Source organism: Flavobacterium riviphilum (assembly GCF_055231795.1).
In genome coordinates, this window is sequence record NZ_JBUYSY010000011.1 from 18,328 (window position 1) to 43,663 (window position 25,336).

Sequence of the window (25,336 nt, forward strand, 5' to 3'; positions counted from 1 at the left end):
AATTCATTGGCCTAAAGACCTAATGATGATATAATGTGTGTAAACCAATAAATAAACAATAATTTATGAAAACAATAGCGGTTATAGGTTCTGGAACTATGGGCAACGGAATCGCACATACCTTCGCACAAAGCGGATTTACGGTAAAATTAATTGATGTTTCGGAAAAAGCCCTTGATAAAGGCATGGCTACTATCGCCGCCAATTTAGACCGAATGATAAGTAAAGGTACTATTACCGAAGAAGATAAAGTCAAAACTATTACCAATATAATTACCTATACCGATATTAAAGACGGTGTAGTTGGCGTAGATTTAGTCGTTGAAGCAGCTACAGAAAATGTAGAGCTGAAACTCAATATCTTCAAACAATTGAATGAAGTTTGTTCCCACAACACTATTTTGGCGACCAATACCTCTTCCATTTCAATCACACAAATTGCTGCGGTGGTAAGTCACCCCGAACGTGTAATTGGTATGCATTTTATGAACCCCGTGCCGATAATGAAATTGGTAGAAGTAATTCGTGGATACAACACATCAGATGAAGTGACTACATTAGTTATGAAGTTATCCGAAAAATTAGGTAAAGTACCAGTTGAAGTCAACGATTATCCTGGTTTTGTTGCCAATCGTATTTTGATGCCTATGCTCAACGAAGCCATAGAAACACTCTACAACAAAGTAGCCGGTGTTTACGAAATTGATACCGTAATGAAATTGGGTATGGGACATCCTATGGGGCCCTTACAATTGGCCGATTTTATTGGTTTGGATGTGTGTTTGGCTATCTTAAATGTAATGTACGATGGGTTTAAAAACCCAAAATATGCCCCTTGCCCATTAATAGTTAATATGGTACGCGCTGGAAAATTAGGTGTGAAATCGGGAGAAGGGTTCTACGATTATAGCGAAAGTAAAAAAGCAGAGAAAATTTCGAAGATGTTTTCCTAAAAGCTTCTTGTTTTCTAAAAAAACAAACCCCAAAATCAATGATGATTTTGGGGTTTTTGCTTGCTATTCTTAAAGGATTACAACAAAGAATGACGGGTCATTACTTCAGGTTTTGCAACGCCTATTAATTCTAAAATCGTAGGAGCAATATCTCCTAATACTCCATCGTTAATATGTTTTAATTCTTTATCTACTAAAATAATTGGCACTGGATTAGTGGTATGTGCAGTATTTGGACTGCCATCAGGATTGATCATGGTTTCACAATTTCCGTGATCGGCAATTACGATAGTAGTGTAATCATTAGCTAAAGCCGCTTCAATTACTTCTTTCACACAAGCATCAACAGCTTCACAAGCTTGGATGGCTGCACTCATAACTCCTGTATGCCCAACCATATCACCATTGGCAAAATTCAAACATACAAAATCCACTTCACCTTTTTGTAATTCAGGAACCAAAGCATCTTTAAGTTCATAAGCACTCATCTCAGGTTTCAAATCGTAAGTGGCTACTTTTGGAGAATTTCTCAAAATACGCGTTTCTCCTTCAAATGGTGTTTCTCTTCCACCAGAGAAAAAGAAGGTAACGTGTGGGTACTTTTCAGTTTCAGCAATACGAATTTGTTTTTTATTTGCTTTTTCCAAAACCTCTCCCAAAGTTTCAGTGATGTTATCTTTATTATACACCACTTTTACGTTTTCATAGGTTTCGTCATAATTGGTAAGCGTAACATAATACAAATTCAATTTGTGCATGTTTTGCTCATGAAAATCGGTTTGAGAAAGTGCTTCGGTTAACTCTCTTCCTCTATCAGTACGGAAGTTAAAGAATATCACCACGTCGTCTTCTTCAATTTTAGCTACGGCTTGTCCAGCATCATCTACCATTACTAGAGGCGCGATAAACTCATCGGTCACGTCTTTAGCATAACTCTCTTCAATAGCCGCTACAGCATTTTGAGTTGGAGTTCCTGTACCATTAACAACTAAATCATAGGCTAATTTTACACGTTCCCAACGTTTATCACGGTCCATCGCATAATAACGACCTACAACTGAAGCTAATTTTGCAGTAGTTGGAGCCATGAAAGTTTCTAAATCTTGAATATATTGTTTTCCTGATTTTGGATCAACATCACGCCCATCAGTAAACGCATGTACATATACTTTTTGTAAATCATACGCTTGAGAAGCTTCGATTAACCCTCTTAAGTGAGAAGAGTGGGAATGTACTCCTCCATCTGATACCAAACCTAAGAAATGTACTTTTTTATTATTTTCTTTAGCGTAAGTAAAGGCATCTATCAAAACAGGTTCTTTGGCTAAAGTATGATTGGCTACTGCTAAGTTGATTTTTGCCAAATCTTGATACACAATTCTTCCTGCTCCTAAATTCATGTGCCCAACCTCACTATTTCCCATTTGACCTTCGGGTAAACCTACGTTTAAACCATCGGTTCTTAATTGAGCATTAGGGTATTTTTCGTAAAGACTATTGATAAAAGGGACATTGGCATTGTCTATTGCAGATACTTTAGGATCAGGTGATTTACCCCATCCGTCAAGAATCATAAGGATAACTTTCTTGTTCATAATTTTTATTTTTACCAAAGGTAAAGATTTTTAAAATCTTGAAAAAGGGATAAGTCAACCGAATAAGAATTTCAATCGTTATAGGGGATAAATTTTCATAAAAAGAAGTTTTTTTTATTAAAAATTTAACTTTTAGAGAACCAATGCTTCGCCTGATTGTAATCGATAAAATAGCGTACACTAATAGATAAGCTATGTTGTAATTTGTTATTAGAAAGTAAATTACGAAGCGTGTTACTATAATCTTTTTCAATTTCGCGTTCAAAATTAGCTGAACTATTTCGGTACAAAAGAGATACTTGACTTCCAGGAGAAAACCACCAACTACAATTTAAATCCATATTCCAACTGTAAAAATTTGAATTTTTGTTTTGAGTATAACCAGTATAAGGTTGTAGTCTTCCGTTGTTTGCTAATAAAAGGATAGCTAAGTTTTCAGCATATGACCAATATTGTCGTACATCTAAATTAATGTTAAGCAAACTATTCACCGAGTATTTAGCCGAAAGATTGTGGGCATAGGTAACCACATTTCGATTGGCAAATAGGATTTCTGGAGCGGCATTAGCGTTTATCGGATCAAATAATTTATCAATATAGCCTTTGTTGTTGTTTCTTCTCGAATAACTAAAATTGTAAACTAGAGCCAAATGATCACTAAAACGGTATCGAGGGCTTAGATTAATGGCAATAAATTCTCTCCCAGGTTCGTCGCTTTTGAAATATTCAGGATTAATGTCAAAAGCAAATTTATAGTTGTAATTACGTGAATAATAGGCCCAAAGCCCTATAGAAGTAGGAACAATAACAAATCTACCGGTATATTGCGGTTCATAATAATCATAACGCTCAAAAGGATTAGCGTTGATACCAAAACCATAGGAATTGTTCTTTTTTGAGTCGATATTAGTGTTCAGGTTAATGCTACTTCCTTGCACCTGTCCCGTCGATTTGTTGAACTGAATGAACGTATTGTAGTTCACACGAAAGCCATTAAATTTCTTTGTGGGATTCAAAATACGATAATTTACATTCCCGTAAAAACTATAAAAATTAGTTTCAAAGTTAATTCCTAAATCATTAATATTGTAATCTTTACTAAATAAATCAGCCCCAAAACTGTAACGATATTTTCCTGAAGTTTCGGCAAAATTTAGTTGTGTGGCATAGCCTTTTTGTACCGTAGCAGCGTGTACTTGACTGTATTTAAAATCACCTGACAAGTTATACGTATTGGCTTTGGTGTTTAAATCCCATATTAGAGCCGATACATTGGCATCCCTAAAATCACCACTGCGCATGACATTGGTGTTAACAAAACTGAGGGAGGAATTTTTTCGAAATCGCTGGTCTAATACCAATACATTATAGTTGGCTAATGGCTCTATCACTTCTGCTCTCGAAGTTTTGGAAATGGTATCTAAAAGAGTAGCGGTTGTTTTTTCGGTTACAGCATTAAGTACCCCTATCCCGAGTCCTTTTTGAGTGCGACCCGAAACTTTGAAGGCATTCAATAAATTAACGGTATTGGGTTGTTCAGTAACAATTTCATGGGCTTCTCTTTTAGGTCTTCTTGTTGGGTTCCCACCTATTCTTCGGCTATACAACAAATTCCCTTTGCTAAACAATTCGGTCCCTTCAGTAAAAAAGGGTCGATTTTCATTGAACTGTTGTTCAAAAGGTCCTAGATTCAAAATCGTGTCATCAAAACGTGTTTGTCCAAAATCTGGAATTAAGATAGCATCCAAGGTAAACGCATCGTTTATTCCGTATTTAACATCCAAGCCCCCTTTAATGGTACCAAAGGTTTTTTGCTGTGCATTGGCATTTACATAATAAGACGCATATGGAAAAAGAAACAGACGTATGGGGGTGTCAATATTTTCAATGCCTTGAAGTATCCCATTTTGTTGGGTAAAAGTACCCAATTTGGCATCGATAAAATTCCAAGAATATTTTTGGCGATCCCTACGAATCTCTCTAAAAAAATTAATACCCCAAGTTTGTACAGGTGTTTTAGGAAAACGTATAGCAGCATAGGGAATTCGCATTTCGACTTCCCATCCAAAATCGGTCATTACGGCTTTGCTATGCCAAATGGCATCCCAGGAATAATCTTCGCCATTCACATCTGTCGCTACACAATCGGCCTGACCATCTGCTGCACTTACAAAGAATTGAAAATTTTGTTGCCCATCATTGTAACCGTTAATAAAAACACCAAAGAAATCAGCTATAGCAAAATCGTCTCGCTTGGCAATTTCCTTCAAAATTTTATGAGGTTCATTATCGTACATTTTAGCATTGATAAATACCGCATGATCATCATAGATTACTTTAACTTCGGTACGCTTTTCTACAGGCACTGCTTTTCCATTATCAGGTTGAAACATGACAAAATCAGTAGCTACAGCTGCAGTTTGCCAAGAGGCTTCATTGCTGTGACCATCTATAGTTATGGATTCATGAATTCGATAGGTTGGTAACGTCTTTTTTTGTCCATAAATAGAACTTATTCCAAAAAATGTAACGAATAAAATAGCCCATTTCATAATTGTCATTGAAAACATGTTTAAGGTAACAGACGCGGAACAATGGAGAATGTTACAAACCTGCCCTATTTTTTTACTAAAATAATACAAATTACTCTTTATCAACAAGTTTGGCACAGTGCTTGTGAATTAGTTTACAGAAATACACAAGAAAAAAAGACTTTTAGTGTTAAAATTAAAAATCTTTTTAGAACATTTTTAAAGAAGTAAAAAAACACAAATTACTAATGGTTAACTGGTATTTGAATAGCGAAGTGGTAAGGTTTCAGAATATTCATACTATCATTTTACCGATAAAAAGTTAAATTTAATCGTTTAAATGCCTCTATTGATTTTTCACACTAAAATATCGTACATTTGCAAACGTCAAACTCACTTATAACTTGCTTTACTTCAATGATTTACAGTTTATTTTTTACACTAATTTTCTCATTACTACATACCGTTTCTGCCAGTGCTTTACCCGTTGTAAAACCTACTCCAATAGCCTATACTAACGAAAAACCTTCGCTATCAAACGAGGAATTGGAAATTGATTCTTTGTATCATTCTTTGCAATCCAATGAATATGAATTGCCTAAATTGGAAAGTTTTGCCCAGGCACTAAAAGGGTATCAAATCTTAAAAAAACAAGGCATAGTAAAGAAAGACATACTTACTTTAATCGACTTTAGTTTATCGGCTAATAAGAAGCGACTTTGGGTAATTGATTTAAGTACCAATCAAATCTTATTTCATTCCTTAGTAGCACACGGTAAAAATACAGGTGAAGAATACGCCAACCATTTCTCCAACAGAAACGAATCGAATCAAAGTAGTCTTGGTTTTTATAGCACGGGAGAAGTTTACCGCGGAAAACACGGACTTTCATTAAAGTTAGACGGTTTAGAAAAAGGAATCAACCACAACGCACGCGCTAGAGCCATTGTGATACATGGAGCCGATTATGTATCCGATTCGTTTATCAGAAATCACAAACGATTGGGCAGAAGTTTAGGTTGTCCTGCTTTACCACAAGAACTGACCCTCCCTATAATCAACACCATTAAAGAGAATAGTTTATTATTTATTTACCATCCTTCTAGAGCGGTAGAGAAAACATTAGAACCACTAACTTCTTAATTTTCGGTAGAGCTCTTGATCGTAATCGTATAAATCGCGTCTAAAAATCAATTGCCCATTCTCGGACCAAGCTGTCCAATACCAAATGTGTATCTGGTATTTTTTTTCCATTTTGATATCTAGAGTTTTCCGAGTAGCAATAATAGAATCAATTTTTTCTTGGGGCCAATGTTCGGAATGTCTCAAGAGATATCCTGCCAATTCTAGCGGTTTTTCAACCCGTATACAGCCCGAACTTAAGGAACGATTATTCAGGCCGAACAAATTTTTGTGATTGGTATCGTGCAAGTAGATACTGTGATGGTTCGGAAATAATATTTTCATTTCGCCCAAGGTATTATTGGGACCAGGACCTTGTACATACCGATAATTATGGGGCGTAGCAGCATTCCATGCCCAAGGCGATACTACTTGATTATTGCTATCGTATATTACAATCCCTTTATTAGCCAAGTACCTTCTGTTTTTTTTCATTGCAGGCACTACATCTTCTCTCAATATTGTTGGTGGAATCGTCCATGTTGGGTTGAGTACCACTGTACGTAAATAAGAGGACAGTACCGGTGTTTTTCGTTTGATGGTACCCACAACTACTTTATTTACGATTGCAGTATCTCGATTTTCGACTACAATCAATTTAAAATCAGGAATATTAATCAATAGATAATCTTGTTCTGGAATCAAATCATACCAACGCCAGCGTTCCATATTGGCAATAATTTGTTTTTTCCGATCCAATTTATCAAAACTTAAAGCATGGAGTGTCCCCTCGCCTATGATCCCATCAGGAGTCAAACCATGTCGCTTTTGGAATTGTTTTACCGCCGTAATAGTGGTTGTACTGTAATAATTTTTGAGTGTATCTATAGTCTTGGCGTCTTTCCAATACAACAATCGTTTTTTAATTGTGCGCATTTGAAAACTAGTGTCTTTGGGAACTAGGGTACGCACATACACTAATTTTTCAAAAGTGCGATTGGGAAAAGTTTCCAATACTTGTAACGCTACTTTTAGCTGTTGATATACCGCTGATTTTGGAGTTGCTTCGGCTACCACAGTGGTGATTTGTTGCTCTTTTAAAGCTTGAGCGAGTAGTCTATTGACATCAAAAGCAGGTTTTTGAATGTCCCAATTGGTATACAACTGTTTGGGATCTAGTTTCCCTACACGCAAATGCGTTAAAAAAGACTGAATTTTGGCCGTTAAAAGTATATCGTAGGTCACACGTTCCTGATTAGAGAGCGTGCGTTGCTTCAATTCCATTTTTTCTAGTGCATTGATATCGTACGCTTGTGGATCTAATCCCTCTGTAGTTGCGTTTTTGATGTGCTGTAAAAAATAGTCTCGATAGGATTTTTTTTGCCATACCGTTTGAAAGCCTGTAGCTCTATAAAAAGTCAAAAGTGTGGGATTGTGATAAGCCAATACCAAAGTGCTATCAAAAGCAATTGAGCCGCTATCTACTGTAATTGTGGGTATTGGTTTAGGGCGAGGCGTGTTCAAAATTTGCGCTATTTCTCCAGTGGGTTTTTGGCACGCTATACCAACCAATAAAAGTAACCATAGGTAATTTTTATTCATAAACTAAAATGTATTAAGCTCACCAACCAACCCATTTAACTCGAATACAAAAAAAGTCATGCTCTTTATGGCTTTCATAACCAAAAAAAAGTAAAACAAAAGTGTATTTAACCGTCTCGTTTATCAAAAAACGTTTGCCAAAAGTCGATTCAGGCCTGAATAACCTTTTAAGCACGCGTAAGAGATCAAAAAATATACATTGATAACTTTTTAATTATAAATCAATTACAAATTTATAGCATTTTTTTTCATTTTTTTTGCTTCAAAAATTTGCAAATAAATGAAATGTTTGCCTATATTTGCACCACAATAATGCGAAAGTAGCTCAGTTGGTAGAGCTCCAGCCTTCCAAGCTGGTTGTCGCGAGTTCGAGCCTCGTCTTTCGCTCTAAGTTAGTAAAAATACTAACACGTTCATCACAAAAAGGAATTCTTTTCCTTTAATTAATGCGAAAGTAGCTCAGTTGGTAGAGCTCCAGCCTTCCAAGCTGGTTGTCGCGAGTTCGAGCCTCGTCTTTCGCTCTTCAAAAGCCGAAACGTAAGTTTCGGCTTTTTTTATGCTCTCTATTGCCAAAAATATTACTTCAATCTAATGGCATTTTCATATTATTTTTCTAGTTTTATAAACCTATAGAAAAAGTGTTTTCCATTAGAGAATTGGAATCCAATCTTTTGATAGTTAAACGCTCTCATAACCAAAAGACCAAGTATGAAAATAGCATTATATAGCAATGAATTCCCACCTCATATTTATGGTGGTGCTGGTGTACATATCGATTTTTTAAGTCAAGAATTAGCCAAATTAGCAAAGGTAGAAGTCCGTTGTTTTGGAGCACAAGCGGAAACAACAGACACTATGAATGTGTTAGGTATTACTTCTTGTTTGACCAAAATGGAAGACAACGCACAGCCTCACCTGAAGATGTTTCATAATTTAAGCAAAAACGTCGAAATGGCACAGGCCACTCCTGAAGCCGATGTAGTGCATTGTCACACTTGGTATACGCATTTAGCTGGGGTGTTTACTCGCGAACTGTTGCAAATTCCACTCATTTTAACTACACACAGTCTCGAAACCCACCGTCCGTGGAAGGTAGAACAATTGGGTAACGGGTATTTCTTATCCCGTTGGTTAGAACAACATGCCTACGCTACCGCCGATGGCGTCATAGCTGTAAGTCAACAAATGAAAGCCGACGTCATCGAAGCCTATGGTGTAGCCCCCGAAAAAGTTACCGTGATTCATAACGGCATTGATCCTGATTTTTACCAACCTACTTTTGATGAGGATTTGTTGACCGAATTGGGTATCGACCCGCAAGTGCCATTTGTACTCTTTGTAGGACGTATTACCCGACAAAAAGGAATTGCACAACTTATTGCTGCTGCACAATATTTTATGAAGGACTGTCAAATTGTACTTTGTGCTGGAGCACCTGATACACCCGAAATTGCTGCCGAAACAGAACAACTCATTGCTGAATTAAAAAACACCCGCGATGGGGTTGTACTTATATCTGAAATGCTTCCTAGAGAAAAAATCCGTGTACTCTACAGTCACGCACGTGTTTTTGCTTGTCCTTCACTTTATGAACCTTTTGGTATAATCAACCTCGAAGCCATGTCTTGCGAAACGCCTGTTGTAGGTAGTGCCGTTGGTGGCATCCCCGAAATCATAATCGAAGGAGAGACCGGATATCTCATTCCGCTAACCCCCGTTTCCCGCGCCGATTTTAATCCTGTCCATCCCGAAGCCTTTCAAAAAGCCTTTGCCGACAAAGTCAACCTTTTACTCGAAAACGAATCACTTGCCATCCAAATGGGAAAAGCCGGTCGCCAACGCGTTTTAGACCACTTTAGCTGGGCTGCGATTGCCAAAACCACTTATGCTTACTACGAAGAAGTGATGCATCGATTCGAAAAAGAAAAAGCGTAACGGTTTTCAAACCCGACGCTTTGGGCTTCGTTAGCGGCAATCTGATAATGCAAATCTATTTTCTGTTAGCAGCATAATTTGTAGTCTATTTCGAGGCAGTACTTTTCACGAAATTTCTAGACTGTCTACGGCGCTAAGGCGTTCCTAGCGTAAATCTTTGCGCCCTTGCGTTTAAACCATAAACCATAATTATGAAAGGACAAACTTTAAACCTTAAACCTTAAACTTTAAAACCTTAAACTTTAAAACCTTAAATTCCTTTAAGAAAATTCTAAACCCATATTCAGATAATCAATCAACTTTAAATCATTAAAAGACTCATTTACAATTTATTAGCAACAAGTTGTGTTTTTAATAAAATTATGTTAAATTTGATATTATGTTTTTTTTAACATTTACAAACACACACCCTAGCTAAACCACTACGCCATGTTAAGAAACAAAATCCTCCGCACTGCCCTATTAACACTGTTGGTTATTTATTGTATTTCGGTGATGGTATTTTTGGTCTCAAGTGGTGGGCCAACCAATGATTGGCAAGCCTTCAATCCCGTTTACCAAATAGACACTTGGTTGTTTGTCTTTAGCTGGTCTCTAGGGACTTGGGGCTATGTGCTCATGGGGGTTTTGTGGTTATTACTCTTTGGCGCCCTTTACCAAATCATCGACAAACCTTTTTTTAAGAAGTTTTCTTAGATTGTCATATCCATTTATTTATAAGTTGATTTTACTTTCTATTTTAAAACACAACTTTTAAAGTTTCAAATCAACCTATATTCTAAAGATAAAATACCTAAGAGCCAATTTTCGAAACCTTATACGAAATACAAACTTTCACTTCCAAAAGTTCTCTTTTAACGTATGAACTTTCAAACAGCACTTCAACTTTTGCATCCATCAAAAAAATTGGGGAAGTATGCTTCTATGAAAGTAGATGTACTTTATGGATCATACTCCATTGTCAAGTTGATTTAATCTTGATAATTTAAGTAAATAAATAAAGTTACTTTTAAAATAAAATCATCAATACATTGAGTTTCGAATGACAAATCAAAAAGTTTAGCTATTTTTAGAAAAAATACATAATGATAAATGTTACTTGCGCAATCATAAAGATAAATGACAAAATATTAGTCACTCAAAGAAGTGAACAAATGAAATTGCCTTTAAAATGGGAATTCCCCGGTGGAAAATTAGAAGAAGGGGAAAATGTAATTGAATGTATTAAAAGAGAAGTCAAAGAAGAAATCAATATCGAAATTGAAGTTGTAAGACAATTATCAAATAGTATTTATAATTATGGAAGTTTTACCATTAATTTGATTCCATTACTATCAAATTATGTCTCTGGAGAAATTGTTTTAGCCGAACATAAAGATTATAAACTACTAGACAAATCAGAACTTATGCATTTAGATTGGGCTGATGCTGATGTCCCGATTGTTGAAGAATTTCTGAACTTGGAACTGTAAACCCATGCCAAACTATTTACGGAAAGAATCTGCTAAACTATCCATAGGATAACTTATCTTTCAAAGTAACTATTTTTCAAACAGTTACACACTTGTTATTTAACTTTAAAAAACCTATTTTTATAGTAAATTCTGTGCGTTTGAAAGCCTTTGTATCCAAAACTATAGCCATCACTAGACGACTCTTACCCTCGGTAGTACTTTTACTAGTACTGTCGATGGTGTTGCTACATCAACCCTTTGTGCAACAATGGGTCAAAGAGCAAGGTGTGGCCTATCTTCAAAAAAAAATCAAGACGCCTGTAACGATACAGTCGATATCGTTTGGATTTTTTCAACCTCTTCGCATAAAAGGATTCTATTTGGAAGACCAAAACAAAGATACCTTATTGGCTGCCCGTCAAATACTTGTGGATTATAGTTTGACCGATTTACTATACAACCAACTCACGCTCAACGACATTGTACTTACAGGAATAACTACCAAAATCAATCGCAACACTCAAGGGACTTTCAATTTTGATTATATCGCTAAAGCCTTTGCTTCGACCAATCCCGAAGATACCAGAGGCACCGCTATGGCTATAGTACTGCGGAATTTTAAAGTAGACACGCTTCGACTCGCTTATGACGATGCCAAAGACCCATTGCAAGTCTCGGTTAAACTAAAACGCATGGCAACGGAATTCAAAACTTTTGATCTGGAAAACCAAACTCTTGAATTGCCCAAAATAACCATAATGGGACTCACCACTCGGGTACAGCAAAGGATACAAACTTCGCCAAAAAAAGTAGCACCCAATGCCTTGGCTATCACTACGCCTCCAACTCAGCCTTGGAAAGTGAATCTAGGTGAAATCGATATCCGTAGAGTGCAAGTAGACTACGAAGAGTCTACCCAAAACCTCCAAACCCACCTCTCCTTCAGACGTTGGTATACCCAATTCGAATTGATTGATTTAGCCAATCAGTTGGTAGTAATTCAGCAATCCGCATTTGAAAACCTCAGAGGAGCTGTGACTATTGGAAAATCGACTATCGCCACCTCACCCGTTTCCGAAGCGCCTGTTGCTACAGCAAAGGGTTGGGAAGTCAAACTCAAAACTTTGGAGGTACCCGAATTGTTTTTTCAATTCGACGACAAAAACTATCCCAAATTGTCCAAAGGCTTCGATTATCACCACATTCAACTTAAAAACTCCAAGTTGGCCTTGAGCAATATGTACTATAGTCCAGACGCCATAGCAGCTACTTTGAACCAATTATCCGCCCAAGAACAATCAGGCTTTTCCATTAAGGAAGGGCGTGCCGAAATGTTTTTCGGACCCAAAAATGCCTATGTCAAAAACCTTTTCTTCAAAACCCCTCACTCCGAGTTGCGTCAACAATTAGAACTAAGCTATACTTCAAGTGTTACTTTAACTAAAAATCCTGAAACAGTTAAAATTAAAGCCAAAATGAAGCAAAGTGAATTTGGATTTTCTGACCTACTACTCTTGGCTCCTCAGCTTAACGAAACCCCTCCTTTTAAAGACAACCCCAAAGGAAAAATGATTATTAAAAGTACTGTAGAAGGACCACTCAATAATTTACTGTTGCAGCAACTCAGTCTCAGTGGCATTGGTAATACCCAACTTCAAGCCAGTGGACGTTTGTTAGGCTTGCCACATCTAGACAAAACCCAATTCGATTTGACCATTGAAAAGTTGCAAACCACAGCCAAAGACATTGCACAATGGGCCCCTCCTGGCAGTATTCCTACAAACCTTTCGCTTCCAAAACAACTCAATATTCAAGGCCAACTTTCGGGTTCCCTCGAAAAACTCGCCACCCATCTTTCGGTGAAGAGCAGTTTAGGCAATGCCAAAATAAAAGCCTCCTTAGACCAAAGCCAAAAAAACGTCCCCCGTTATCAAGCACAAGCGGAATTGCTCCAATTCGATTTGGGTGGTTTGTTGCAGAATAAAAGTTTGGGTAAAATATCTACCAAAGCCCAAATTAAAGGTAGTGGTTTTGACCCCAAAACAGCTACAATTACTGGCTCAGGAAACATATCCCAATTACGATTTAATGGCTACAATTACCAAAATTGGCAATGGAATGCCTCTTCCCAAAAAGGCATGATAGCTGCACAACTCTATTCGAAGGACCCCAATTTAGAATTTCAATTAACGGCGCAAGGCGACGGACAAGGGAAAGTCCCAAATGGGAAAGCCCATCTTAGAATAGAAGCCATCGATTTAGAACAATTGCGATTGCATGCGGGCCCGCTCAAATTACGTGGTGATGTACAAGCCGATTTTCAATCCTTAGATTGGGATCGACTAAACGGTTCGCTTTGGGCTAATCAATTAGAGGTGACCAATGAAAAAGGAACTTACACCATTGATACATTGCAGGTATTAGCCAAAAGTAGTGCAGACTCCACTTCCCTACAACTGACCTCTAGTATTCTAGATGCTTCGCTTGCGGGAAAATTTCAATGGAGTCAATTAGCCCCTGCACTACAAAACACTTGGGCCAGTTATTACAACCCTGCCCTTCAACTCAAAAGAGTAAAAACACCACCGCAAGAGTTTCGTCTTAAGGTAACTACCAAAGAAAGTCCTCTTTTCGGTCAATTGCTACCCGAATTAAAAACACTACAACCCATACGAATAACGGGGAACTATTCTTCGGTTAAGGATTCTTTGGTATTGCAAGCGGTCTTGCCTAAAATCGTGTATGGTAATCAAACCTTAACTCAGGCGACATTGGACCTTACCACCCAAGACCAAGCCTTACAATATCGTTTAGAAATTGACGACCTGCAGTATCCGCAAATGCATTTGCCCTTTACTTTACTTACTGGAAAAATAGCGAAAAATCAATTAGATTACGATTTGTTAATCAAAGACCTCCAAAATCAAGCTAGGTATCATACGTCAGGCCAAGTCACAACTTCCAAAGCCAATACCCTGATTCATTTGCATCCAGAAGGCTTACTCTTAAATTATGAAAAATGGCAATTACCCGAAGACAATGCTATCCTGCTCTCGTCAAAAGGGATTGTATTTTCGAATGTCAAAATTGAAAATCAAGGCAATAGCGTGAGTTTGCAATCCGAAAGCCTTACTCCCAACGCCCCGATTAGCATTGCCTTTACCAATTTCGCTATCAATACATTAACCGATTTGGTCGAAAAAGAGGATTGGAAATTGGGCGGTACCATTAACGGACAAGCGCAGCTTAAAAATTGGACCACTACTCCCCTTTTCACTTCAGATATTCGCATTGATGGCTTTTCATTCCAAAATGAAATCTTAGGCGATTGGGCTTTAAAAGTAGCCAACACCCAAGGCGATAGATATCAAGTGTATCTTGGACTTAATGGAGACCAAACTAAGGTATATCTTGACGGAACCTATGCAGCTACCCAAAATGACCTAGACATGGTATTGGCCATTGAGCAATTGAACATGAAAAGCATTCAAGCGTATACACTGGGCCAATTGACCCAAAGTACTGGGTATTTGACGGGTAATTATACCATCGTAGGCCCAATGAAAACTCCAATAGTAACGGGTCAAATGCAATTTCATGATGTAGGTTTCAAAGTAAAATTTCTCAATGCCTATTACCAATCCATCAATGATGCCATTGTATTTTCCGACCGAAAAATCATTTTTGACACCTTTACCATCAAAGACGAAAAAGGAAATGATTTGGTATTAGATGGTCCCATTGACATGAACAATTTGAATAAAATTGGGTTTGATTTGTCTTTGAATGCGGATAATTTTAAAGCGATAAATGCAACGGCCAAAGACAATGATTTGTTTTATGGAGAATTGTATTTAGACAATAAACTGACCATCAAAGGCACCTCTCAAAACCCGAAAATTGCAGGGGCTATCAAAGTCAACAAGGCTACAAAATTCACCATCATTGTCCCACAATCCGATCCTGCTATAGCTGACAGAGAAGGGATTGTAGAATTTATTGATCCCAACCAAACTTTAATCACCAAAACGATAACGCCTGAGGAGAATTTAAATCAAACCGAAGTAACAGGCATCAATGCCTCGGTAGATATAACTGTGGATAAAGAAGCCGAATTGACCTTAATTATCGATAAAGCAACCGGTGATTTTGTAAAAGCCAAAGGGACGGCCAACTTAAATGGCGGCATTGACGATTCGGGCAAAACAACCCTAACCGGGAAATATGAATTGGAGGAAGGGGTATATGAAATGACCTTTAGTGGTATTAAACGTAAATTCGACATTAAAAAAGGCAGTTATATTTTGTGGAAAGGAGAACCTATGAGTGCCGATATCAACATTACCGCCCTATACAAGGTCAACACTGCGCCTATCGATTTGGTGGAAAATCAAATCAAAAGCAGCTCCGATGCCGAACGCAATACCTTTAAAGAAAAAATTCCTTTCGAAACGCAATTGAAGATTACCGGTAGAATTTTGCAACCCGAGATTAATTTTGACATTGCATTGCCAGAGAACAATTCGGTTTCTTCAAAAATTATTAGCACCACCAAAGCCCGTTTGGACCAACTCCGAGACGATCCTAACGAAATGAACAAACAAGTATTTTCATTGTTGGTATTAGGCAATTTCATGGGGGAAAACCCTTTGTCTAGCGAATCAGGTATCTCGGCTTCGGCTATGGCCAAAAGCAGTGCGAGTAAAATCTTATCCAATCAATTGAACAGTCTAGCAGGCGATTTGATCAAAGGAATAGATCTCAATTTCGATTTGCAAAACAAAGAAGATTACTCCACCGGAAAAAAAGAAGAGAAAACAGATTTGAACATCGGTATTTCTAAAAAACTTTTCAATGACAGAATGAAAGTAACCGTAGGCAGTAGTTTTGGTATAGAAGGTAATCAACAAGCCAATGAAAAAGCCAGCAATATAGCTGGAGATGTGAGTATCGATTATCAAATAACCAAAGATGGTCGCTACAAAGTTCGTGGGTATCGCATCAATAAATACCAAGTAGCCCTGCAAGGAGAAGTTGTAGAAACCGGAGTTTCATTCATCATTACTATGGATTACAATAAATTCAGAGAATTGTTCAGTAAAAGTAAAAATTAACCCAAATAGCAATATCACCCAGAAGTCCCGAAAGTAAAACTGGACCTTAGTGTCTTAGCAGTAAAACAAGTAATAGTAAACCTTAACCTTTATACAACTCACAACACCCTATAACTGAAAACCTATGAAATTGTTCAAAAACCTTGTAGTTCTATTCAGCTTCTTTTTGTGGAGTTGTTCTCCTACCAAGTATCTTCAGGAGGGCGAACTGTTGTATGTGGGAGCCAAGGTAAAAGTGTTAGGCAAAGACAAATCGCAAACCAAAGCCTTGACTTCCGAATTGCAGGCCTTAACACGTCCTCTACCCAATCAATCGTTGTTGAGTTGGTATCCTAAATTAACGCTTTACAATTGGGCGGGAATTCCCAAAAAGGAAAAAGGCATTCGGCATTGGATGCGAACCAAGGCAGGAGAGCCACCGGTACTAAGCAACAAGCTCGATACGGAATACAATCGATTGGTGTTGCAAAATTATTTGGAAAACAAAGGGTATTTTAAATGCACAACAAGTGTAGACACCCTAAAAAAAGGGAAGACTCTTCAAGCTGTTTATACCGTAACTCCCAACAAGGTCTACAGCATACAATCAGTACATTTTCCTGCTGATACTTCGCAATTATCAAGAAGTATTTATCAAACTCAACCCCAAAGTCTTTTAAAAGTTGGCGCTACTTATCAACTTGATGCCATCAAAGAGGAACGCATCCGCATTGACCAACGATTGAAAGACCTAGGGTATTATTATTTCAGCCCCGAGTATCTCAAAGTTCAAATCGATTCGAGCCATGGGAACCATCAAGTGGATTTGTATATTAAAGTAAAAGAGGAAACTCCTGCCAAGGCAAAAATGGTGTATACTATAGGGAAAACGCTACTCTACCCTAATTATAGAATGGGAATGGATTCGGTGGCTAAATTTTCTGCTGCGAATGATACACTGACCGATGTTACCATTATCGATACAACCCATCTTTTCAAACCTATTCTTTTCGAACGTGCCTTGCGTTTCAAAAAGGGTGAAGTGTACAATCGAACGGATCACAACCTTTCTTTGAGTAGGTTGGTGAGTTTAGGTACCTTCAAATTGGTGAAAAATGAATTTCGCCCGTCAATTTCAGCCAAAAACCAATTGGACGCTTATTATTTTTTATCGCCATTGGAAAAAAAATCACTAAGTGTAGAACTTCTTGCCAAAAGCAATTCGGCCAATTATAACGGAACCGAACTCAATTTGAATTGGAGCAATCGCAATACCTTTCGGGCTGCCGAATTATTAAGCATCTCTGTATTTGGGGGATACGAAGTGCAAATTTCAGGTCAAAACAACGGGTTTAACGTCTACCGCTTAGGAACCGAAGCCCATCTCATTTGGCCTCGATTGATTTCACCCATTGCCTTTCAACAAAGCAGTCGTTTTACTCCTAAAACAAAGGCGACCTTAGGATATGAGTTTCAAGACAGACGATTGTTGTACCGCTTACAAACCTTCAAAGCCTTATTTGGGTACCAATGGCGTACCGATGAAAAACGAGAACATAGCTTGAATGTGGGGGAAATTGTATTTGCCCGTCCGCAAAATGTATCCGAATTGTATGAAATGGCCATTGTGCAAAATCCCTCTTTAAAAAATGTGATTGAACAACAACTTATTTTTGGCCCCACTTATTCGTTTACCTATTCTAATACGATGCAAAAGAACAAAAGAAACACCTTTTATTATCGCGGTGTTATCGATGTTTCGGCTGCGGTAACCGGATTAATAGCAGGAGCCAATGCCAGCAAAGGCGATACCTTAAAAGTTTTTGGTGTTCCGTTGAGTCAATATGTGAAATTGGAAAATGAATTCAGACATTTTTACAAGATAAGCAAAACTAGTGAATTGGCTAGTCGCATCCTTGTTGGTACGGCTTTACCCTTTGGAAATTCAAAAGAAATGCCTTTTATCAAACAATTTTTTATTGGAGGTACAAATAGTATAAGAGCCTTTAGAGCACGATCTATCGGACCAGGAAGTTTTTTTGATAACGGCACGACAACCAATGGCTTTTTGGCGGATCAATCTGGAGATTTAAAACTCGAAATGAATACCGAATACCGCACCAATTTGTTTGGTTTTGTAAAAGGAGCTGCCTTTTTGGATGCTGGCAATATTTGGCTGCTCAACAACAATCCCAACAAACCTGGCGCTCAATTTTCTAAAAATTTTTATAAGGAAATTGCTGTGGGTACAGGAGTTGGATTGCGATTTGATTTTTCATTTTTAGTATTGCGAACCGACTTTGCTTTTCCGCTACGAAAACCCTATTTACCCGAAGGTGACCGTTGGGTGATTGACAAAATTAGTTTAGGAAACAGTAGTTGGCGTAAGGACAATCTAATTTTTAATCTCGCAATTGGTTATCCGTTTTAGATATTTTTCTCTTGCGTGTGCATCGTACTGCTACCTAAAAACAAATGCAAAAGGCTTATGAAAGGGGTGCTCTCATAAGCCTTTTTTTGAAAGCAAACAGATAATAACTACTTTAATTAACTAAAAACAAAGCGTTGCTAAACAATAAGTTACCATTTTCCCAAAATGCACGAAATAAAGGATTATCTACCATATAAATCACTTTTCCTGCACCTTTGTAATCAATGGCGAAACTTACCGTTTCAGGTAGTTTCTTTCCAATTTCGTGACCAACAAAACCATAGCTTTTATAACCTTTAGGAACATAAGCAATATTAGAAGCATTTTTTAACATAGCATAATAACGGTTGTCAGTTTTCAAGCTAAAATACTGTTTGCCTAATCCAAACGCCATTGGATGGGTGACATCCAAAACATTTTCAATAATAGCACCAGGTATTTGATCCGACATGGCTCTACGTTCTTCATTGGCAGCATCCAAGAAACGTTTTTTCAAATCGTTTTCTTTGGCCATTTTTTCTGCTTTTTCCTTTTCTTCTTCCGTTGCAAAAGCATTCAAAGCATAACCTTCCTTGCCAACAAACAGATCCAAAGCACCATTCATAGCAATGATCTTCCCTCCATTTTTCACCCATTGGTTTAATTTATTGAGTTGCTCTTCAGAGAAATTATAAGATCCATCAGGAAGGATTAAGGTTGTATACTCGTGAAACTTAATACGGTTGAATTTGTTTACATCAACAACGCTTACAGGGTAACCAACGGTTTCTTCTAAATAAAACCAAGCAGCACCAAAATCAGTGGAATTTATCCCATTACCAGATAGTAATAATACTTTTGGGGCTGGTAACAAAGGGAAATTCTCACCTCCTAAATCTCTAGCATTCTTGGAATAGCCTGTAGTTAACACCGAATAGTCTGATTTTTTTTCCACCAATGCGCCTACTACTTTTTCAAAATCAACTACCGATGGATTATCGCCTTTGCTTACGATAAGTCCTCCAGGTTGAACTTTTGTAGTACCAAAATCGGATGCCTTAACAGCCATACGTACTTTAATACCTTTTTGATGCAGCGTTGCTAAAACTTGTGCCGATGTACGGTTATTCCATGGGATATGAAAAGCATAAACCGATTGAGGAAGGCTTACCGTAGGTTTTTCAATTTCTTTTTTAATTTTGATACCAAGGGCACGTTTTACCGCATACCCCTCAACACCATAAGCCAAAGGCAAAGACCAAGCAGTGATATCATAGGATAAACTATCGTTCAATTTATGATTAGGTTCAAATAATATTTGCGTAAAAACGGCTTTTTGTTGATCCACTTTTACAATCATATCATTGGGTTCGATGGTAAAACTGCTCTCTTTTTTGGTTTGATAATGAAAACCACTAGCGTTTTGTTTGCCATCGGCATAAGCATATTCAATGTTGTTTTTTCGCAACAATTCAGCCAATTGCTCCAATTTGGGATTGTTTTTCAACACATAAGTAGCATACTTCCCTTTGATGTTTTTTCTAGAAGTATTCATAAAACCTCTAAAACCTTTTAACAAAGCCGTTGCTTGTGAGGCAGCCGATTCTACAATAGTCAATACTGTGGTGGCATGATGAGTCATACGATCTTTGATGGTCAATGTAACCCCATTTTCCATGGTAACGGCCCTACCCGCTCCAATACCTCCTTGTTCTATGGTCATTCCTACAGCACCGTTGTAAGTGGGATAGGTATCGCCATAACTCGGATAAAACAAATCGAAACGCTCGCTAGTATTGTAAATCCAATTTTGTGCATCAAATTTAGCCGAGATGTTTTTGCCTAGCAAAGCATGGAAGTCTTTTTGATACGGTTCGATAAATTCGTGTAAAGGCTCAGCCGAAGGAGGAAAAAAATAAGGCGAATTATAGCCTTGTTCGTGCACATCGGTATGCACTTGAGGCATCCATTGGTTGTATAAGGCAATGCGTTGTTGAGATTCTTTTTGCGTTTGCCATGCCCAATCACGATTCAAATCAAAAATGTAATGATTGTAGCGTCCGCCAGGCCATTCTTCCATGTGTTCTCTATCAGTAAGTCCAGGATGCGGTTGTTTGTTTCCAATTTGATGCAACCAATTGCCATAGCGAGAATATCCATCTGGATTTACGCAAGGGTCTAAGATAATAATAGTGTTTTTCAACCACTCTTTGGTGGTTTTATTCTCTGGATTACACAGTTCATAGGCTACTGTAAGCGCACTTTCGGTACCCGCCCATTCGTTGCCATGCACATTGAAACTCAACCACACTATCAGTTTATCGTCAACTGTTTGCGCAGGTTTTGCTGCCATACCAATAGCTGCAAGATTTTGCAAACGGATGGCTTCCAAATTTTGCAAGTTTTCGGGCGTCGAAATATAATAGACATTCAAATTGCGATGCTCCGCGGTTTGTCCGTATTGATGGTGTTTTACATAGGGGGATTTTTCAACTAAATGTTTAAAATAGTCCTCTACTTGATGATAATAGGTGATTTGTTTACCATAGTCCGGTATAAAGTCAGACGGACTTTTGACTTGTGCTTGTAGCAGACAAGTAGTGGTGAAAAAAATCGATACTAATAATTTTTTCATAGAATTTGGGTTAAATTTTTTCAAAAATAGGGAAACGAATTGTATTGACCTAACAACAAAAGCATCAGTCCAAAAGTCTTGTAGAAGAGTCAAATTTGTGTGGGTTCAAAATTTTCGAATTACAAATTAATAACTTACATTTGATAGGAAAAGCTATTGTACAACCCACTAATTAACAAGCATCTAAACTATAGCAACTATGGAAAAGAAAAACAAAGCCAATAAAGAAAAAAAGGTTGAACCCAATCTAAGTCCGAAAGAAAAAATGGCCAAAGCCAAAAAATTTTCGGGTCAATTCAAAGTAGATGGTACTACTCCATTTCGACTGGAGAACTTTAATACCAATATAGATGTAGATTTGAGCAAGAAAAAATTGGAGAAATTTTTAAAATTAGGAGTTGAAGCCTTGGCGAACATGCAAGAAGTGTTGTATGCACAAGACAAATGGTCGTTGTTGTTAGTGTTTCAGGCGATGGATGCTGCTGGAAAAGATGGCGCTATCAAGCACGTGTTATCAGGTGTCAATCCACAAGGTTGCCAAGTCTCTTCCTTCAAAGCCCCTAGTTCCGAAGATTTGGATCATGATTTTTTGTGGCGGTGCCAAAAGCATTTGCCCGAAAGAGGGCGAATTGGTATTTTCAATCGTTCCTATTATGAAGAAGTCTTAGTTGTACGTGTACACGAAAGTATTTTAAACAACCAAAAGCTTCCACCACAATTGATCACTCAAAACATATGGAAAGAGCGATTTGAAGACATTCGAAATTTTGAAAAGTATTTGAATCACAATGGTACCATCGTGGTTAAGTTTTTTCTGAACGTGTCCAAAGAGGAACAAAAAAAGCGATTCATTGAGCGTATTGATGACGAAGAAAAAAATTGGAAATTTAGCGCTTCCGATGTCAAAGAAAGAGCCTTTTGGGATGATTATATGAAGGCCTATCAAGATCTCATTCATGAAACAGCAACGGTGCATGCTCCTTGGTTTGTAGTACCTGCTGATGATAAATCGTATGCACGCATCGTCATTGCCTCTGCCATCATCAGTGTGCTGGACGAAATGGGCTTAGAATACCCCAAAGTCAGCCCAGAAAAAGTAGCTGAATTACAGGAAATCAAAAAAGCATTGTTAGAAGAATAAAAATTGATGGCTACAATAACAAAAACCATTACAGTAACGTTTCAGTCATTGTAATGGTTTTTATCTAATCACTATTCACTCCTCATTCTTTACTCTTCACTAACTACTTTTTCCAAATCAAGCCAAGTGAGAAACAACTTATATCCTATCGTCAATATCACCGCTCCTAAAAACAAACCTAAAAAACCGCTCAACATAAAGCCTCCAATTGCTCCCAAAAACACCACAGGCATAGGAACCGGTGCGTTCTTTCCTAAAAGTATCGGTTTTAAAATGTTATCTGAAAGCATCGTAATCACTAACCAAATGGATAATACTATTGCAGTGGTACTATCAGCAACCGAAAACATATAAATGGCAACGGGTATAGCTACAGGACCTATACCAATTTGAATTACAGCCAAAACCAAACACAATACAGTCCAAAGCCCGGCAAAAGGTACTCCTGCAGCAAAAAAACCAATTCCAGCCATAATCGCTTGTATGATGGCCACTCCTAGAAAGCCTTTTACCACATTTTGTATGGTGGCTACAGTAACACTAGCAAAATGATCTCCTTTGTCGCCTACCAATTTGTTGAATATTCTACTAGATACTCCTTTTAAATCTTCAGAAAAGACCAGTAAAATACCCGCAATGATGATCGAAGCATTGAATTGCAAAATTCCTTTGCCAACCCCAGCAAAGGCGGACAACAACCAAGAACCTACCGTGGTGAGTTCCTCAGAATATTTCATTAAAGTGTCTTGTAAATTATCAGAAGCATGTTGCCATATCTCAATTATGGGTTGAGTAAATTTAGGCCAAGATGCAGTTACTTCATTTGGAGGAGGTATGATAGGTTGCCCAGATTGATAAGAATTTGTTAAAAAACTTACTCCCTCATAAAGCGATTCGACCACCAGAAAACTTGGAATAATAATAATGCTCAACAGGAAAATAGTAATGATTACAACCGTAAGTGTTTTTTTGCCTTTAAAAACTTTGACTGCTTTTAAATAGGTGGGATGCAAAGCTACTGCTATTACAACACCCCAGATAATCAATAAAATAAACGGTTTTAATAACGAATAACACCAATACACTATTAAGGACAACATCCCCAAACGGATGAGAATGTCAGTTAAATCTTTAAATCGCTGATTGCTTTCTTGTGAGTTTTCGATTTCCATAAAAAATGATTTATTAGTCATAGTAAATATATTACTTTTTTAAAACTTATGGCGTCTTAATCTATTAAAAACTACCCAATTTGAGTTAAGATACACCCAAAATCAATCATTTGACACCATCATCAATCGTATCAATTTTTCATAAAAAAGGGAGCAATAAAAATCAAATTCATAAATTTTATCCTTATTTGCACTTCATTACTACGAATTTCATATTGATTACGCTATATTTGTTCTACAATAAAATTGCAATTCGTATGGAAGAGTGTATTTCAGTATTCGACATGTTAAAGATTGGTGTTGGCCCCTCTAGTTCACATACTTTAGGACCATGGCGCGCCGCCGAGCGATTCTTAACCGAATTACAAGAAAGCTATACCCATGAAACTATTGTGAGAATCAAAGTGGATTTGCATGGTTCTCTTTCCTTAACGGGTAAAGGGCACGCTACTGATTTGGCCGTTATGTTAGGTCTTAGCGGACAAGATCCTGAAACCATTCCCGTTCAAAACATCCAATCCATTATTCAGCACATCGAAAAACATCATGTCCTCAATTTAGCTAATGCTAGAGAAATACCTTTTCATATTGCAGATGATATCATCTTCCATAAAGATTTTTTACCTTTTCATGCTAATGGACTCACGTTTACGGCTTATTTTAAAGAACAAAAAGAATACAGTTCTACGTTTTATTCTATAGGTGGTGGATTTGTAGTTAAAGAGGAAAGGGCTAATGCAAAAACGAAAAGCGCCATAAAATGTGCCTTCCCCTATCCTATTGCTACTGCTGCAGAATTATACGATTATACCCAAAAACACCAAAAAAGTATTTCCGAAATAGTTTGGGCCAATGAAATTTCAATGCGCTCTGAAACCGAAGTCAACCAAGAATTAATGCGCATATGGCACACCATGTTGGAATGCATGTACATTGGTTGTCATTCCGAAGGCATTTTACCCGGAGGTCTAAATGTGCGAAGAAGAGCTTTCGACATGCATCAAAATTTGATTGGTCTGTCCAATTATGATTCACCACAAGCATGGCTAGAAGTCATACGAAAAACCGAAGTGAAGTTCCGACAAATTCTAAAATGGGTAAGCTGTTTTGCTTTGGCGGTAAATGAAGTAAATGCTGCTTTGGGACGCGTGGTAACAGCACCAACCAACGGAAGTGCTGGAGTGATACCAGCCGTATTGATGTATTATATGGTGATTGAAAACCACAAAGCCGACGAAAAACAAATCAAACAATTCTTGATGGTGGCAGGCGAAATTGGAAGTATTTTCAAAAAAGGAGCCACGATCTCGGCCGCGATGGGGGGGTGTCAAGCCGAAATTGGGGTGTCATCAGCTATGGCTGCGGGCGCTTTATGCGAAGTAATGGGCGGAACCCCTGCACAAGTATTGATGGCTGCAGAAATTGCGATGGAGCACCACTTGGGCTTAACTTGTGACCCAATTGGTGGTTTGGTTCAAATTCCGTGTATTGAACGCAATACGATGGGCGCTATTAAAGCCATCAACGCAGCGGAATTGGCCTTAGAAACCGATGCTAAAAATGCCAAAGTCCCTTTAGATAAAGTCATTGATACCATGTGGCAAACTGCCAAAGACATGAACTCTAAATACAAAGAAACCTCAGAAGGTGGACTGGCAATAGCTGTTAATATGGCCGATTGTTAGGTAAGACA

General features: G+C 37.8%; 14 protein-coding genes and 2 tRNA genes. 11 read left to right on the forward strand and 5 right to left on the reverse strand.

Annotated features, from left to right (window positions below; all coding sequences use genetic code 11):
* Nucleotides 1-65: 65 nt before the first annotated feature.
* A complete protein-coding gene (locus tag ACZIX2_RS10425) occupies nucleotides 66-953 on the forward strand; it encodes a 3-hydroxyacyl-CoA dehydrogenase family protein (protein WP_463340027.1) in 888 nt (295 codons plus the stop codon).
* Nucleotides 954-1,030: 77 nt separating this feature from the next.
* Here ACZIX2_RS10425 and gpmI read toward each other — a convergent pair whose 3' ends face one another.
* Both gpmI and ACZIX2_RS10435 read right to left on the reverse strand, forming a co-directional pair.
* Nucleotides 1,031-2,548 carry a 2,3-bisphosphoglycerate-independent phosphoglycerate mutase gene (gpmI, locus tag ACZIX2_RS10430; RefSeq protein ID WP_463340028.1) on the reverse strand — a complete coding sequence of 506 codons (1,518 nt, stop codon included), beginning with the start codon at nucleotides 2,546-2,548 and terminating at the stop codon, nucleotides 1,031-1,033.
* A 125-nt stretch (nucleotides 2,549-2,673) separates the two neighbouring features.
* Complete coding sequence (locus ACZIX2_RS10435) at nucleotides 2,674-5,109, reverse strand: DUF5916 domain-containing protein (RefSeq protein ID WP_463340029.1); 2,436 nt, start codon at nucleotides 5,107-5,109, stop codon at nucleotides 2,674-2,676.
* Between the two features lie 387 nt (nucleotides 5,110-5,496).
* On the opposite strand from ACZIX2_RS10435, the gene ACZIX2_RS10440 reads away from it, so the two are divergent.
* Nucleotides 5,497-6,222 carry a murein L,D-transpeptidase catalytic domain family protein gene (locus ACZIX2_RS10440; RefSeq protein ID WP_463340030.1) on the forward strand — a complete coding sequence of 242 codons (726 nt, stop codon included), beginning with the start codon at nucleotides 5,497-5,499 and terminating at the stop codon, nucleotides 6,220-6,222.
* Here ACZIX2_RS10440 and ACZIX2_RS10445 read toward each other — a convergent pair.
* Nucleotides 6,211-7,803, reverse strand: coding sequence for a L,D-transpeptidase family protein (locus ACZIX2_RS10445; RefSeq protein WP_463340031.1), 1,593 nt, complete (start codon nucleotides 7,801-7,803; stop codon nucleotides 6,211-6,213). The genes ACZIX2_RS10440 and ACZIX2_RS10445 overlap by 12 nt on opposite strands.
* Nucleotides 7,804-8,117: 314 nt before the next feature.
* Between ACZIX2_RS10445 and ACZIX2_RS10450 the strand changes: the two genes are divergently transcribed.
* The 7 genes from ACZIX2_RS10450 (at nucleotide 8,118) to tamL (ending at nucleotide 18,716) form a co-directional block, all read left to right on the forward strand.
* Nucleotides 8,118-8,190: transfer RNA gene (locus tag ACZIX2_RS10450), tRNA-Gly, on the forward strand.
* Nucleotides 8,191-8,251: 61 nt separating this feature from the next.
* Nucleotides 8,252-8,324: transfer RNA gene (locus ACZIX2_RS10455), tRNA-Gly, on the forward strand.
* Nucleotides 8,325-8,511: 187 nt separating this feature from the next.
* Entirely contained in the window at nucleotides 8,512-9,738 is a 1,227-nt protein-coding gene (glgA, locus tag ACZIX2_RS10460; RefSeq protein ID WP_463340032.1) for a glycogen synthase, read from the forward strand.
* 429 nt (nucleotides 9,739-10,167) lie between these two features.
* A complete protein-coding gene (locus ACZIX2_RS10465; RefSeq protein WP_463340033.1) occupies nucleotides 10,168-10,434 on the forward strand; it encodes a hypothetical protein in 267 nt (88 codons plus the stop codon).
* A 389-nt stretch (nucleotides 10,435-10,823) separates the two neighbouring features.
* Nucleotides 10,824-11,210 carry a (deoxy)nucleoside triphosphate pyrophosphohydrolase gene (locus ACZIX2_RS10470; protein WP_463340034.1) on the forward strand — a complete coding sequence of 129 codons (387 nt, stop codon included), beginning with the start codon at nucleotides 10,824-10,826 and terminating at the stop codon, nucleotides 11,208-11,210.
* A gap of 140 nt (nucleotides 11,211-11,350) precedes the next feature.
* A complete protein-coding gene (locus ACZIX2_RS10475; RefSeq protein WP_463340035.1) occupies nucleotides 11,351-16,306 on the forward strand; it encodes a translocation/assembly module TamB domain-containing protein in 4,956 nt (1,651 codons plus the stop codon).
* Between the two features lie 124 nt (nucleotides 16,307-16,430).
* The gene (gene tamL / locus ACZIX2_RS10480; protein ID WP_463340036.1) at nucleotides 16,431-18,716 is read left to right on the forward strand and encodes a translocation and assembly module lipoprotein TamL; all 2,286 of its coding nucleotides are present in this window, start codon (nucleotides 16,431-16,433) and stop codon (nucleotides 18,714-18,716) included.
* 112 nt (nucleotides 18,717-18,828) lie between these two features.
* On the opposite strand, the gene ACZIX2_RS10485 is transcribed toward tamL, so the two are convergent.
* Nucleotides 18,829-21,330 (reverse strand): M14 family zinc carboxypeptidase, encoded by a 2,502-nt coding sequence (locus ACZIX2_RS10485; protein WP_463340037.1) that lies wholly within the window; start codon nucleotides 21,328-21,330, stop codon nucleotides 18,829-18,831.
* Between the two features lie 199 nt (nucleotides 21,331-21,529).
* Between ACZIX2_RS10485 and ACZIX2_RS10490 the strand changes: the two genes are divergently transcribed.
* Nucleotides 21,530-22,471 (forward strand): polyphosphate kinase 2 family protein, encoded by a 942-nt coding sequence (locus ACZIX2_RS10490; protein ID WP_463340038.1) that lies wholly within the window; start codon nucleotides 21,530-21,532, stop codon nucleotides 22,469-22,471.
* Nucleotides 22,472-22,560: 89 nt separating this feature from the next.
* On the opposite strand, the gene ACZIX2_RS10495 is transcribed toward ACZIX2_RS10490, so the two are convergent.
* Complete coding sequence (locus ACZIX2_RS10495; RefSeq protein WP_463340039.1) at nucleotides 22,561-23,643, reverse strand: AI-2E family transporter; 1,083 nt, start codon at nucleotides 23,641-23,643, stop codon at nucleotides 22,561-22,563.
* A 257-nt stretch (nucleotides 23,644-23,900) separates the two neighbouring features.
* Here ACZIX2_RS10495 and ACZIX2_RS10500 point away from each other — a divergent pair, with 257 nt between their 5' ends.
* On the forward strand, nucleotides 23,901-25,328 hold the full coding sequence (locus tag ACZIX2_RS10500) for an L-serine ammonia-lyase (protein WP_463340040.1): 1,428 nt from the start codon (nucleotides 23,901-23,903) through the stop codon (nucleotides 25,326-25,328).
* Nucleotides 25,329-25,336: the final 8 nt, after the last annotated feature.